The sequence below is a fragment of the Streptomyces sp. YJ-C3 genome (assembly GCF_053891275.1).
Genome location: NZ_CM132685.1, coordinates 2,335,451 through 2,349,914 on the forward strand (window position 1 = coordinate 2,335,451; position 14,464 = coordinate 2,349,914).

The following is a 14,464-nucleotide window of genomic DNA, read 5'->3' on the forward strand; positions in this document are numbered from 1 at the left end:
TCGACAGACCCGGCAAGCTCGAACAGCTCAACCAGCTACTACAGCTCTACTGCAAGGAGGCACGGGTGCCGCTGCTGACCCGCATCACGGGACCGCGCGATCTGGACCGGCTCAGCCTGGAGCAGCTGGACCAGCTGGCCGGAGAGATCCGGACCTTCCTCGTCGACGCGGTTTCCAAGACCGGCGGCCACCTCGGCCCGAACCTCGGTGTCGTCGAGCTGACCATCGCCCTGCACCGCGTCTTCGAGTCGCCCAAGGACAAGGTTCTGTGGGACACCGGTCACCAGTCCTACGTGCACAAGCTGCTCACCGGCCGCCAGGACTTCTCCCGGCTGAAGATGAAGGGCGGCCTCTCGGGCTACCCCTCGCAGGCCGAGTCCGAGCACGACGTCATCGAGAACTCGCACGCCTCCACGGTCCTCGGCTGGGCCGACGGCCTCGCCAAGGCCAACGAGGTCCTGGACCGGGACGACCACGTCGTCGCGGTCATCGGTGACGGCGCCCTCACCGGCGGCATGGCCTGGGAGGCGCTGAACAACATCGCCGCCGCCAAGGACCGCCCCCTCGTCATCGTCGTCAACGACAACGAGCGCTCCTACGCGCCCACCATCGGCGGCCTGGCGAACCACCTGGCCACCCTGCGCACCACCGACGGCTACGAGCGCTTCCTGGCCCGCGGCAAGGACCTCCTGGAGCGCACCCCGGTCGTCGGCAAGCCGCTGTACGAGACGCTGCACGGCGCCAAGAAGGGCCTCAAGGACTTCATCGCCCCGCAGGGCATGTTCGAGGACCTCGGCCTGAAGTACGTCGGCCCGATCGACGGCCACGACATCGAGGCCCTGGAGTCGGCGCTGACCCGCGCCAAGCGCTTCGGCGGGCCGGTCATCGTGCACTGCCTCACCGAGAAGGGCCGCGGCTACACCCCCGCCCTCCAGGACGAGGCCGACCGCTTCCACGGCATCGGCCCCATCCACCCGGACACCGGCCTGCCGGTCAAGGCGTCGGGCGCCGACTGGACCTCCGTCTTCGGCGACGAGATGGTCCGGCTCGGCAAGGAGCGCGAGGACATCGTCGCCATCACGGCGGCCATGCTGCAGCCGGTCGGCCTGAAGAAGTTCGCGGACGCCTTCCCGGACCGCGTCTACGACGTGGGCATCGCGGAGCAGCACGGCGCGGTGAGCGCCGCCGGCCTGGCCGCGGGCGGCCTGCACCCGGTCTTCGCCGTCTACGCGACCTTCCTCAACCGCGCCTTCGACCAGCTCCTGATGGACGTGGCCCTGCACAAGTGCGGCGTCACGTTCGTCCTGGACCGGGCCGGCGTCACCGGCACCGACGGTGCCTCCCACAACGGCATGTGGGACATGTCGATCCTCCAGGTCGTCCCCGGCCTCAGGATCGCCGCCCCGCGCGACGCCGACCAGGTCCGCGCCCAGCTGCGCGAGGCCGTGCAGGTCTCCGACGCCCCGACCGTCGTGCGCTACTCCAAGGGCGCGGTCGGCCCGGCCGTCGAGGCCGTCGGCACGGTGGGCGGCATGGACGTGCTGCGCGAGCCCGGCTCGGACCGCCCCGACGTCCTGCTGGTCTCGGTCGGCGCGCTCGCCCCGATGTGCCTGGAGATCGCCGACCTCCTCGACAAGCAGGGCATCACCACGACCGTCGTCGACCCGCGCTGGGTCAAGCCGGTCGACGAGGCGATGGCCCCGCTCGCCGAGCGCCACCGCGTCGTGGTGACGGTGGAGGACAACTCCCGGGTCGGCGGTGTCGGCTCGGCCGTCGCCCAGGCCCTGCGCGACGCGGGCGTCGACGTCCCGCTGCGCGACTTCGGCATCCCGCCGCGCTTCCTCGACCACGCCTCCCGCAAGGAGGTCATGACGGAGATCGGCCTCACGTCCCCCGACATCGCCCGCCAGGTCACCGGCCTGGTGGCGAAGCTCGACGGGCGCAACGAGCGCTCCGCGGCCGAGGCGATGGAGCCGGCCAGGGACTGAGCACCCTGCCAGGGGCCGGTCGGACTCACCCATCAGGTGGTCCGACCGGCCCCTTTCGCGTGAATCCCCGTGACTGACCTGCGCCCCACGGGCTACTCGTCCCGATCATGTCGTGGACGACAAGGCGCACGGAGGTAGCCGGTGACCACCCAGCCAGACGCGGGACGCGCACGCAGCGGCCTGTTCAGGACGAAGTCCATCGAGCAGTCCATCCAGGACACCGAGGAACCCGAGCACCGGCTCAACAAGTCACTGTCCGCCCTCGACCTCACCGTCTTCGGCGTCGGCGTCGTCATCGGCGCCGGCATCTTCGTGACCACCGGCACCGTGGCGAAGAACTACGCGGGCCCCGCCGTCGCCCTCGCCTTCGTCGTCGCGGGCATCGTGTGCGCGCTCGCGGCGCTCTGCTACGCCGAGTTCGCCTCCACCGTGCCGGTGGCGGGCTCCGCGTACACCTTCGCGTACGCCTCGCTCGGCGAGTTCGTCGCCTGGATCATCGGCTGGGACCTGGTCCTGGAACTGGCCCTGGGCGCGGCCACCGTCGCCGTCGGCTGGGCGGGCTACGTCCAGTCGCTCCTGGACAGCTGGGGCATCCCGCTGCCGACGGTGCTGCTCGGCCCGTCCGACGGGAAGTTCGGCTTCAACATCGCCGCCGCGCTGCTGATCCTGGTGATGACCGGCGTGCTGGTCGTGGGCGTCAAGCTGTCCGCGCACGTCACCTCGCTGGTGGTCGCCATCAAGGTCCTCGTGGTCCTGATCATCATCGCCGTCGGCAGCTTCCACATCGTCGGCGCGAACTACTCGCCGTTCATCCCGCCGAAGCAGGACGTGTCCGGCGGCTCCGGCCTCAGCGCGACACTCCTCGAATCGATCTTCGGCTACACCCCCTCGGCCTTCGGGGTCATGGGCATCTTCACCGCCGCCGCCATCGTCTTCTTCGCCTACATCGGCTTCGACGTGGTCGCCACCGCCGCCGAGGAGACCGTCGACCCGGCCAAGGACGTACCGCGCGGCATCATCGGCTCCCTGGCCATCTGCACGGCCCTGTACGTCGCCGTGTCGATCGTCGTCACCGGCATGCAGAAGTACAGCACCCTCAGCGCGGACGCACCGCTCGCCGACGCGTTCAAGGCGATCGGCCAGCCGTTCTGGGCGGGCCTCATCAACTTCGGCGCCATCATCGGCCTGGTCACCGTCGTGATGATCCTGCTGCTCGGCCAGGGCCGCGTCTTCTTCGCGATGAGCCGCGACGGACTCCTGCCGAAGGTCTTCAGCCACGTCCACCCCACGTTCCGCACGCCGTACCGCTCGACGATCATCCTCGGCGTCGCGTCCGCGGTCCTCGCCGGATTCGTCTCCCTCGAAGAGCTGTCCAAGCTGGTCAACATCGGCACCCTGTTCGCCTTCGTCGTGGTCGCCCTCGGCGTGATCATCCTGCGCCGCACCCGCCCCGACCTGCCCCGCGCGTTCCGCGCCCCCTGGGTGCCCGTCCTGCCGGTCGCCTCGGTCGCCGCGTCCGTGTGGCTGATGCTCAACCTGTCGGTCGAGACCTGGCTGCGCTTCCTCGCCTGGATGGTGCTCGGCCTCGTCATCTACTTCGTGTATGGCCGCACCCACAGCAAGCTGGGCGGCCGCAACTCCCAGTAAGCACCGCTCGATCCGTCCGGCCCCGTATGTCCCGCTTCGATGCGGACTGCGGGGCCGGATAGTTTGGCGCCCATGCTCACCCAGGCGCGGACATCACTACCGTACGTATCCGAAGACCGCCGGGGTGCCTCGGACCGCAGACCCGCCCGCGCCTACTGGCCACGGCTCGTCCCCCTGCTCGCCCTCCTCGCCTGTGCCACCCGCGTCCCGTCCTTCACCGTGCCGCTGTGGAACCCCGACGAGGGCTATCTCGCCGTCCAGGCGCGGATGTTGGCGCACGGCGGCCGGCTGTACGAGACCGTCGTCGACCGCAAACCACCGCTCGTACCCTGGCTGTACGAGGCCGCGTTCGCCGTCTTCGGCTCCGGCTCGCTCACCCCGCTGCGGGTCTGCGCCGTCGCCGCGCAGCTGATCACGGCCCTGCTGCTCGCCTCGTTCGCGCGCCGGCGCTGGGGCGACACGGCGGGCCGCACCGCGGGCGTGCTGTACCTGCTGGCCTCGATCGGGCTCAACCCACAGGACGCGCAGGCCGCCACCTTCGAGGTGTTCATGCTGCCGTGGACCGCGGCCGCCCTGTGGTGCGCGGACCGGCGCCGCTGGGGCTGGTGCGGGGCCGCCGTCGCCGGTGCGTTCCTGGCCAAGCAGACCGGCGGAGCGGTCCTGGTGCCCGTCGCCTGGATGCTGTGGCGGTGCGGGGCGCCGCGCAGGGACGTGGTGCGGTGCGCGGGCGGCATCGCGGTGCCGGTGCTCGGGGCCGCCCTCGCCACCGACCCGGCGGGCTTCCTGTTCTGGACGGTGACGGGATCGGGCGCGTACGCCTCGTTCACCGGCTCCGAACTCCACGTGCTGGCTAGGGGTTTGACGAACGCGGCGATCCTCGCGGTGGCCTGCGCCGGGATCCTGCCCCCGGTCGTACGGGTCCTGCGCATCGCCCGCACCGGGTGCGCGGAGCTGTGGCTCTGGCTCGGCTCGTCCGCCGGTGCGGTCCTGCTCGGCTTCCACTTCTTCGGGCACTACTACCTGCAACTCATCCCGCCCCTGGCCCTGTTGGGCACCGCGGCGCTGCAGATCCTGCCGCGCGAGCGGCTCGTCACGGCGCTGCTCACCTCCGCGTGCTGCTGCCTGCTGTTCGTCACGTGGGGGATGCTCGCGCCGCACCCCGAGCTCGCGCACGCCCAGCGCGTCGCCCGCGAGGTGCGGGCGCACTCCGACCCGCGGGAGCCGGTGCTGGTGTGGGGCATACACCCGGAGACGTACTGGATGGCCGGCAGAGAGCCCGCCAGCCGCTTCCTGACGGCCGGGCTGCTCACGAACTACAGCGGGGGGCGGGACGGGCCCCAGGTGGGGGAGAGGTACGCGGTGGCGGGCGCCTGGGACGTGTTCCGGGAGGAGTTCGCGCGGAGGGCGCCGCGGCTCGTCGTGGACGACTCCAGGGGCAAGCCGTACGGAGTGGAGAGAACCCGGTCACTGCGGCGGATGCTGGCGGCGTACGAGGTGGCCGGGGACGTGGACGGGGCCGTGGTGTACGTACGGCGGCAGTGAGCCCGGGCCCCGCCCCGCTACGGGTACACCGTCCGGGGGCCCACGCAGCGGGCCCCCGACTCCTCGACCCTGCGGCGCAGTTCGCGGTCCGCCGTCACGACCACGCACGACCCCGTCGCGCCCGCGGCCACCGCCACGATGTGGTCGTCGCCCTCGCCGGGGGCGTCCTCGACCCGCACCCCGGGCCGCGACGCGACCCCGCGGGCCCGGCCCTCGACCACCAGCACCACCTCTTCGTCCGGGTGCCGCTCGGCGTACTCCGCGAGACGGTCGCGCAGCCGCACGGCGGCCGCGTGCCGGTCGCGCCACCAGCCGTCGGGGACGGACCCGACGACGTTCGCGCCGTCCACCACCAGCAAGGTCGTCATGGCCGCTCGCCCTTCCGCCACAGGTCCGTGACCCGGCCGACGGCCGCGACGGCGCGGGCCGTGCGCGCCTCGTCCGTACGGACCCGGTTGCTCAACTCGATGTGCAGGAACGGTACGTCCTGCGCCGAGGCCTTGCGGCCCTGAACGTTGGTGCGCCCCTCCAGCGGGCAGGAGCGGGCCCAGGCGCGGCACACGTCGAAGCCGCGCCCGCGCAGCGCGTCGGCGAGGCGGCGGCCCTCGGTCCGCGCGGCCGTGCCGCGCCCCGTGGAGGCGACGACGTCGTGACGCGGAGCGGAGTCGTCGGCGAAGCCGTGCACCTGCACAGCGGGCCGGCCCCGCTCGGCCAGCAGGTCGCAGACGGCGTCGAACACGGTGTCCCGGCGGTGCGCGACGTCCGACGCGTCCCCCCGACCTGCTTTGCGATGCGCACCTGCAATGACCATGATCCCACCGCGAGAACCGCGCAGGACCCCGACGCCGACGCGCTCCGTGTTCCGGTCGGCGACCGGGTGCGGGACCTGGACGGTCCAGCGGCGGTCCTCGTGGGTGCCGTCGTCGGCGAGGTACACCCGGCCCCAGCCACGGGGCGACGGGCCCTCGTCGGTGCGGTCGGCGATCTCCGTGAAGCGCCGTCCCGTCCCGGAATCGGTGAGCGTCCGCACGGTGAAGTCGACGTCGGACAGGCGCTGTCGGGCCCGTTCGAGCTTGCCGTCGAGAAGAAGGCCGACGCCCTGCGCGACGGTCTCGCGGTCGCGGCGGGACGGCTCCAGATATCCGGTATCGGCCCCGAAGCGGGCCGTGTACCCGGTGACGCGGGCCAGCAGATCCACCTCGGCGCGCCCGTCGGACCCGGCGTCGGAAGTGCGGTCCGGCCCGGCGTCCTGTCGGGCCGCGGAGAGCAGCAGTGCGGTGGTCACTGTGGCAACAACGACCAGGATTGTTGCAATTGTTACCGTCTTTGTCCGGTTGGCCGTCATAGTTGTATAAAGATAGCCGGGTGAACAGACGCCCCTCTCGCACCACCCGTCGCAGCCGCACCGGCATAGCCGGTACCGCCCTCGCCGCCCTGCTCGCCGGCGCCGCCGCCTGCGGTCCCTCCGGCTCGGACGACGACACGGCCGACGGCGACGCGGGCCGTTCGTTCACCGTCGCCGCGGCGGGCGACATCCTCATCCACCCGGAGCTGACCGAGCAGGCGGGCAAGGACGCCAAGGAGACCGGCAAGGGCGTGGCGGGGCTCGACTTCGACCCGATCATGGCCGGCATCAAGCCCGTGATCAGCAAGGCGGACCTCGCCATCTGTCACTTCGAGCCGGTGGCGTCGGCCAGCCCGAAGGGGCCCTTCGAGAGCTTCCCCGCGTTCATCGTGCCGCCGCAGATCACGACGACGATCAAGAACATCGGCTACGACACCTGCTCCACCGCCTCCAACCACAGCCTCGACCACGGGGCGACCGGCGTCACCAACACCCTGAACGCCCTCGACAAGGCCGGCGTCAAGCACACGGGCTCGGCCCGCAGCGCCGCCGAGGCGCAGAAGCCGAACATTCTCGACGTCAAGGGCGTCAAGGTCGCCCAGCTCTCCTTCGCGGGCGGCTTCAACGGTCACAAGATCCCCGAGAACAAGCCGTGGCTGGTCAACCAGACCTCGATCAGAGCCATCAAGGCGGCCGAGCAGCGGGCGCGCAAGGCCGGCGCCGATGTCGTCATCCTGAGCATCCACTGGGGGCGCGAGCACCAGCCCACGCCCAACGCGGTCCAGCTCGACCTCGCCCGGCGCATCGCGAAGCAGACCGGCATCAACCTGGTCATCGGCCACCACGCCCATGTGGTGCAGCCGATGGAGAAGATCGGCGACACCTGGGTCGCGTACGGCCTCGGCAACCAGATCGCCCGGCACGAGGTGCCCAGCGGACTGTCCGAGGAGGGCGTCACCGGCTGGTTCGAGTTCACCGAGCGCGGCGGTACCTGGGACGTACGGGCCAAGTACGTGCCGACGTTCATCGACATCCCGCCGGACCCGGACGAGAACGGCGCCGTGCCCAAGGGGTCCGTCAAGGACCACCGCCTCGTGGACGTGGCCGCGGCCCTGCGCGACGGCGACGGCCTGAGCGCGCAGCAGCGGGCCCGCTACCGCCTCGCGTTCGAACGTACCGAAGGCACGCTCCTCAACCGCGGCGCCGGCCAGGACGGCCTCGAACCGCTGAACCCGCTGCCGTAGCGCCCGCTCGATCGCGGAGATGCACGGCTCAAACTGTGCCGTGCATCACATTGGGCTGATTTCGTACAACCATCCGCTTCCGGTTCGGGTCGGGAGTTACTGGATCGCACGCTTGTGCTCTGTGCGTCTCCATGTGCGACATCCGGGGGAATGTCGTACGACCGTCCGGCACATCAACAACTCCAGCAGAGGAGCCCACCGTTGGCCGCTTCCCAGGTGAAGCGACGGCACAAGGTCCGCAAGCGGGCCGACATGTCGCTGATCGGCGGCATCCGGCCGCCCATCGCACTGCTGTCGGTCCTGCTCCTCGCTCTGGCCGGAATCACCGCCCTCACCATCGGACGGTCCGGCGACGGGCCCGTGCCCAAAGCGGTGCTCCAGTCCCAGCAGCACTTCGCGGAGGACGGCGCCGTCGCCCTGCGCGCGTCGCTCGACGAGTCCATCACCGACCTCAACCGGACGGCCAACCTGTTCAGCGCGGGCCAGCCGGTCAGCGCCGACACCGTCCTCGACAAGGTCGGCAACGTCTACCAGAAGTGGCGCGGCTCCGCCGTCATCGAGATCAAGTCGGGCAAGATGCTCGCCGCCCGCGGGGAGAACGTGCCGGTCACCGCGATCGACCGGACCAAGCTCTCCGCCGAGGGCGGGCTGCGGCCCCGCCTGATCCGCCTGGACAACGGCGAGACCCGGCTGCTCACCCTGGCCCTGCTCTCCTGGGAGGGCCGCCCCCAGCAGCTCCTGGTCACCACCAGCAGCCTGAAGTTCCCCGGCGTCAGCCTCGGCAAGTTCCGCGCCATCGCCGTCGTCGACTCCCAGGGCGCCGTGCTCAGCAGCGACGGCATCCTCGCGCCCGAGCAGATCCTGTCCGACACCGTGAAGGAGGCGTCCGCCGCCTCCCGCAAGCAGCTCGACGACTTCGCGAAGACGGCCGCGCGCAAGGCCTCCCGCGAACCGTCCAAGACCAAGGAACCCGGTTCCGGCGGCTACCTCGGCGTCAGCGGCTCCCTGCTCGGCGACACCGTGCAGGGCGACCGCGCCCTCGCCGGATACGCCTCCCTCACCGGCCCCGAGGCCGGCGAGTTCACCCGGGCCAGCGAGCTCGGGCTCACCGTCGTCACCCTGGTCCACGTCACCGACGACGCCACGCACGTCGCCTCCCTCGCCTTCGGTCTGCTCGCCGCGGGCGCCCTGATCCTCATCGGCGCGGTCACCGTCGCGCTGCTGCTCGGCACCGTGCAGCGCCCGCTGATCCGGCTGTTCCTGGAGAGCCGCCGCCTCACCCGCGGCGACCTGACCCGGCCGGTGTCCGTGCCCCGCTACGGCGAGGGCGCCCGCATCGGCAACGCCCTGGAGCGGCTGCGCCGCCAGCTGCTCGGCGAGAGCGACGAGACGCGGCCCGTCCGCGGCCGCCTCGGCACCCGTGCCCTCGTCGCGGTCAGCGGCGCGCTGCTGCTCGTGTGGTGCGTGCCGCTGGTCCTCTTCCTCAACCGGGCCGGCGACGACGTCGCCGTCCCGCAGCAGATGGTCAGCGACCAGCGCGAGCGCACCGACACCCTCGCCGACCGGGTGCGCCGCGCCCTGAACGAGGGCCACGCCGACCTCGCCGCCGTCGGCACCCTGGTCGGCGACCGCACCGAACCCGCGCAGATCACCGAGGTCCTTCAGCGGACCATGACGGAACACCCCCGCTACGACGCGCTGTACGTCCTCGACACCCACGGCGCGATCGTCGCCAAGGCGGGCGGCGACGTGCACAGCCCCGCGGGCAAGGGTCCCTCCGCCAAGCCGCTGCGGGTCCTCGACGACTCCGGGAAGAAGCCGGTGATCCTCGGCACCGCCGAGATCCCGGGCCGCGACGGCGCCGCCGTCGTCGGCGAATTCCGCATCGACTTCCTCAACTCGCTCCTCAAGCGTCCCGGCCTCGGCACCGTCCGGGTCGTCGACGCCGACCGCAAGGTCATCGCGGGCAACTCCGGCTACCGCGAGTTCCAGAAGCTGCCCTCCCGGATCGACGAGCTGGCCGACGCCACCAACCAGAAGGTCGGCATGGCCGCCAAGCCCAGCGGGGTGCTCTACCGCGACGACGGCGCCGTACAGCTCGCCGGGGCCGCCCCGTTCGCCGGCGGCGGCGCCGCCAAGGAACTGGGCTGGACCGTCGTCAGCTGGCAGCCCGCGTCCGGCCTCGCGATCCCCGAGTACCAGTACCAGAACCGCACCGTGCTCGCCGGACTGCTCGGCATCACCGCGGCCGCGGCCTGCCTCGGCTGGCTGCACATCGTCGTCGTCCGCCCGCTGCGCGAACTGGCCCGCCAGGCCGAGAAGCTGGCCGACGGCGACCGCAAGACGGTGCTGTACCCGCGTCACCACGACGAGGTCGGCGCCGTCACCCGCAGCTTCGAACTCGTCCGGCAGCAGCTCCAGGGCCGGCAGCAACAGCAGCGACGGCAGGGCGGCCCCCCGCGCACGCCCGCCGGAGCCGGAAGGAACTAGGAACCACCCGTGCTCTTCCTCTACACCGTGCTCGTGGTGTGCGGGGCCGTCCTGCTGATCGCCGGAGTGATCGAACAGCGGCGGCACTACATCAACCTCGACCACATCCCGACCCGCGTCCTCGTGAACGGCATCCGCGGCAAGTCGTCCATCACCCGCCTGTGCGCGGGCGCCCTGCGCGGCGGCGACCTGACCACGGTCGCCAAGACCACCGGCACCGCGGCCCGTTTCATCCACCCCGACGCCACCGAGGAGCCGGTCTACCGCAAGTTCGGCATCGCCAACGTCGTCGAGCAGATCGGCATCGTCCGCCGCGCTGCCGCGTACCACCCGGACGCCCTGGTCATCGAGTGCATGGCGGTCATGCCGGCCCTCCAGGAGATCAACCAGTCCAAGCTGATCCGCTCCACGATCGGCGTGCTGTGCAACGTCCGTGAGGACCATCTCGCCGAGATGGGCCCCACCCTCGACGACGTGGCCCGCTCGCTGTGCCGCTCGATGCCGGAGAACGGCATCTGCGTCACGGCTGAGGTGGACCGCTTCCACATTCTCCAGGAGGAGGCGGACGCCCGGAACTGCAAGCTGGTCTACGCCGACCCCGAGATGGTCACCGACGAGGAACTGCGCGGCTTCAGCTGGTTCACGTTCAAGGAGAACGTCGCCATCGCCCTCGTCGTCGCCGACCTCCTCGGCGTCGACCGGGAGACCGCACTCCAGGGCATGTACGACGCCCCGCCGGACCCGGGCGTCCTCTCCGTCGAGCGCTATCTGACCCCCGACGACAAGAAGCTCCGCTTCGCCAACGTCTTCGCGGCCAACGACCCCGAGTCGACGCTGATGAACATCAACCAGCTGCTCGACCTCGGTGCCATCCACCGCCCGCTCAACGTCGTCATCAACTGCCGCCCCGACCGCGTCGAGCGCAACGGGCAGATGGGCGAGATCATCCCCGAGCTCGACCCCGAGCACGTCTTCGTCATCGGCCACCCCGCCAAGTCCGCGATCGACGCGATCCCCGCCGCCTACCGCGACCGGGCCGTCGACCTCGGCGGCGACCGCCGCGACCCCGACGAGTTCATGGGCCAGCTCCTCGGCCGTCTCGGCCCGGACACCTCGCTCGTCGCCATCGGCAACATCCACGGCCAGGGCGAGCACCTCCTGGAGTACCTCGCCGAACTCCCGGCCGACGAGAGCCCCGACGACACCGCACCCGCGGCCGAGCCGCCCCGGCACGTCGAGACGGTCCAGCTGTACGCCCCGCACATCGACCCGTACCAGCCGTACTCGCCCGCGTACGAGAACCGGTACGCGACGCCGCCGGCCGTGCCCGTGCAGCGCGACGCGCACCAGCCGTACCCGCAGCAGCGGCACGTCGAACCGCCCGCCCCCCGCGGCCTGTTCGAGCCGGTCGTTCCCCCGACTCCGCCCGCCGACGACATCGAGCAGTGGCACAACCCCGCAGGAGAGCAGCACCGTTGATCCCCTCCGTCCTCACCCCCGAGATCGCCGCGGTGGGTATCGCCATCGGGCTGCTGTTCTCCCTGATCTGCTACCTGACGACGAACCTGTCGCCCGGCGGCATGATCACGCCCGGCTGGCTGGCCCTCACCCTCGTCGAGGACCTGCAGCGCGCCGCGATGGTCGTCGGCGTCACCGTCCTGACGTACGTCGGCACGCTCCTGATGCAGAAGTTCGTGATCCTCTACGGCAAGCGGCTCTTCGCGGCCGTCGTGCTGCTCGGCGTCACGCTCCAGGCCACGGTCATGATCGTGCTGTCCCTGGAGTTCCCGCTGATGTACGCGAACCAGACGCTCGGCTTCATCGTGCCCGGCCTCATCGCGTACCAGCTGGTGCGCCAGCCCAAGGGGCCCACCCTCCTCGCGACCGGCTCGGTGACGCTCATGGCGTACGTCGTCCTGACCGCCGCGATCCTTCTCGGCTTCATGCCGTCCGTCTGACCGCCTGACCGCCGACCACCCGACCGGAGCCGACTTTCATGCCTCCCAAGAAGAAGCGCCCCGTCCTGCACGCCGTCACCGTGCTCGCCCTCCTCGGCGCCAGCGGCTACCTCACCGTGGAGCTGAAGAAGGACGAGCAGCAGAAGGCCCCCGCCGTGCAGGCCGTCACCGACTCACCGCTGCTGGAGACCAGCACCGGACAGAAGGTCGGCAAGCAGACCTGGGAGCGCCTGAAGAACCCCGAGCGGTCCGTGCTGCGCGGTGAGGGCGGCCAGGTCCTCGCCACCTTCACCGACGGCGCCCGCACCGCCACCCTCAAGGGACCCTCGCGCACCTTCAGCGAGCCCTCCAACACCAAGTCCCGTGTCGTGACCGAGGACTGGGTGCGACTGATGCCGGAGGCCTGGCGCAAGGGCGCCGAGAAGGAGAAGTGGTTCAAGGACTGGTTCAAGGAGTTCTACGGCAGCGAGGAGGACGACATCTTCGCGTACGCCTTCCAGTACGCGGAGGGCGCGCCGGCGAAGAAGGACGACGAGGGCATCCAGTACGCGGGCGACGCCTTCTTCGGGCCGTTCAAGGAGGACGGCGTCGACCGCCTCGAACAGAACGACTTCTACGACTACTTGGGCACCCCCTACACCTTCCGCGACGGCACCACCATGCAGGCGCACAAGGAGCGGTTCCGCTCGCTCGACTGCTCCGGCTTCATGCGCATGGTGTGGGGCTACCGGGCCCGCTTCCCGCTGGCCGCCACCAACAAGGTGGGCGACGGCCTCGCGCGCACCGCGGACGGGATGGCCCGCTCCAAGGTCGGCGTCGACATCATCAAGATCCAGGGCCCCGCGCCCTGGTACACGCGCCCGACCAACATCGACGTGCTGCAACCCGGTGACCTGCTGTTCTTCAAGATGGACCACCGCACCGGCAACCACATGGACCACGTCGCCCTGTACCTGGGGCTCGACGCCGACGGTCACCGCGTCTTCATCTCCAGCCGCAAGGAGGTCAACGGACCGACCATGGGCGACAAGGGCGGCACCTCACGCATCGACGGCAACGGCTTCTACGCGGGCCTGTTCCGCAGCGCGAAGCGGCTGTGACGGCCGGGGGTGGGAAGGACGTATGTTCCACCCCCACTTAAGGTGGAACGGTGAACGGCGACTGGCTGATACGCGGACGCGACGGCGGACTCTGCGCCTACGCGTACGCCCCCGACGGCGACGCGATCGTCTGCCGCACCGAACGCACCCCCGGCGGCGCCTGGACGGCCTCGCGTGTCGTGGGCGGCGACCAGCGCCTGCACACGGTCCTGGCCGTCGCCCAGGGCCCCGGTGAATACGCCCACTTGGTGTCGTGGCGCCCCACGGTCCCCGGCGAATCGGGCCTGGTCCACTCGACGCACTTCCAGCCGCACCTCGCGGCGCTCGACTGGACGCCCATCGGCCACCCGAACAAGAAGGGCGACCGCACGGGCCCACCCGCGACCGCCGTCGACGCACAGGGCCGCGCCCACGTCTTCGTCCGCAACAAGGGCGGCGGGGTCAGCATGCGCGCCCAGCTGGAAAAGGGCGGCTGGGGCCCGTGGCGCGACCTCAAGGGCAAGGGTGTACGCGGTGAACTCGCCGCCGTGGCAGGGGAGTCGGGGCTGATCACGCTGTACGCGGCCACTACCGAGGGCATCCTGCGCTGGCGTCAGGAGAAGCCGGGCGAGACTCCGGTGCAGGACGAGAAGCCGCAGCCGGCGGCGGTCCGCCCGGACACGCTCCACGCTCTGCCCACCTCGGCGGACCACGTCACGCTCTTCTTCACCGACGACGACGGCGCCCTGTGCGCCTGGCGCGGCGACGAGGCCCCGGTGCGTGTCCTGGACGCGGCGGGCGCGGGCCCGGTGTCGGCCATCCGCTGCCGGCTGGACGACGTGGACTGCACGCTGCTCGCCCAGCGCGCGCACAGCGGCCGGGTCGCCTTCGCCGCGTACCCCACGGAACTCGAATCGGCGGGCGCGTGGTGGGCGGAGTCGGGCCCCGCCCTCCCGCCGGACGCCCGCGTCTCCCTCGCGGAGGACGTCAACGGCCTTGTGGTGGCGGCGAGTTACGTTCCGGGCAACCCGTCCCGCATGCACCTCACCCGCCGCAAGGACGAGCCGGGCCTCGCCCTGGAGGCGTGGCACCAGGTGCTGTAGCCCCGAAAGGGGCGCGGGACGGCGTCGACATGCGGCTGCCGCCGCATGTGCCCGACCAGTCACAGCCG

11 protein-coding genes are annotated in these 14,464 nt (G+C 71.2%); 9 read left to right on the forward strand and 2 right to left on the reverse strand.

What is annotated here, in order from left to right:
- Positions 1-65: 65 nt before the first annotated feature.
- The 3 genes from dxs to ACVHNB_RS10395 all read left to right on the forward strand — a co-directional run bounded on the left by dxs (position 66) and on the right by ACVHNB_RS10395 (position 5,177).
- On the forward strand, positions 66-1,988 hold the full coding sequence (gene dxs, locus ACVHNB_RS10385; RefSeq protein ID WP_428957506.1) for a 1-deoxy-D-xylulose-5-phosphate synthase: 1,923 nt from the start codon (positions 66-68) through the stop codon (positions 1,986-1,988).
- Positions 1,989-2,129: 141 nt separating this feature from the next.
- Positions 2,130-3,635 carry an amino acid permease gene (locus tag ACVHNB_RS10390; RefSeq protein WP_428951678.1) on the forward strand — a complete coding sequence of 502 codons (1,506 nt, stop codon included), beginning with the start codon at positions 2,130-2,132 and terminating at the stop codon, positions 3,633-3,635.
- A gap of 72 nt (positions 3,636-3,707) precedes the next feature.
- Complete coding sequence (locus ACVHNB_RS10395; protein WP_456227876.1) at positions 3,708-5,177, forward strand: ArnT family glycosyltransferase; 1,470 nt, start codon at positions 3,708-3,710, stop codon at positions 5,175-5,177.
- A 17-nt stretch (positions 5,178-5,194) separates the two neighbouring features.
- On the opposite strand, the gene ACVHNB_RS10400 is transcribed toward ACVHNB_RS10395, so the two are convergent.
- Positions 5,195-5,545 carry an NTP pyrophosphohydrolase gene (locus ACVHNB_RS10400; protein ID WP_456227877.1) on the reverse strand — a complete coding sequence of 117 codons (351 nt, stop codon included), beginning with the start codon at positions 5,543-5,545 and terminating at the stop codon, positions 5,195-5,197.
- Complete coding sequence (locus ACVHNB_RS10405; RefSeq protein ID WP_456227878.1) at positions 5,542-6,462, reverse strand: hypothetical protein; 921 nt, start codon at positions 6,460-6,462, stop codon at positions 5,542-5,544. The genes ACVHNB_RS10400 and ACVHNB_RS10405 overlap by 4 nt, the downstream gene beginning before the upstream one ends.
- Before the next feature lie 80 nt (positions 6,463-6,542).
- On the opposite strand from ACVHNB_RS10405, the gene ACVHNB_RS10410 reads away from it, so the two are divergent.
- From ACVHNB_RS10410 to ACVHNB_RS10435, 6 genes are all read left to right on the forward strand, one after another.
- Positions 6,543-7,766, forward strand: a complete 1,224-nt coding sequence (locus tag ACVHNB_RS10410) for a CapA family protein (RefSeq protein WP_456227879.1) — start codon at positions 6,543-6,545, stop codon at positions 7,764-7,766.
- A 252-nt stretch (positions 7,767-8,018) separates the two neighbouring features.
- Positions 8,019-10,256 carry a HAMP domain-containing protein gene (locus ACVHNB_RS10415; RefSeq protein ID WP_456228863.1) on the forward strand — a complete coding sequence of 746 codons (2,238 nt, stop codon included), beginning with the start codon at positions 8,019-8,021 and terminating at the stop codon, positions 10,254-10,256.
- Between the two features lie 9 nt (positions 10,257-10,265).
- A complete protein-coding gene (gene pgsB / locus ACVHNB_RS10420) occupies positions 10,266-11,735 on the forward strand; it encodes a poly-gamma-glutamate synthase PgsB (RefSeq protein ID WP_428951673.1) in 1,470 nt (489 codons plus the stop codon).
- Positions 11,732-12,214, forward strand: coding sequence for a poly-gamma-glutamate biosynthesis protein PgsC/CapC (locus tag ACVHNB_RS10425; protein ID WP_428951672.1), 483 nt, complete (start codon positions 11,732-11,734; stop codon positions 12,212-12,214). The genes pgsB and ACVHNB_RS10425 overlap by 4 nt, the downstream gene beginning before the upstream one ends.
- Positions 12,215-12,252: 38 nt before the next feature.
- Positions 12,253-13,314 (forward strand): NlpC/P60 family protein, encoded by a 1,062-nt coding sequence (locus ACVHNB_RS10430; protein WP_456227880.1) that lies wholly within the window; start codon positions 12,253-12,255, stop codon positions 13,312-13,314.
- 50 nt (positions 13,315-13,364) lie between these two features.
- Positions 13,365-14,396, forward strand: coding sequence for a hypothetical protein (locus tag ACVHNB_RS10435; RefSeq protein ID WP_456227881.1), 1,032 nt, complete (start codon positions 13,365-13,367; stop codon positions 14,394-14,396).
- Positions 14,397-14,464: the final 68 nt, after the last annotated feature.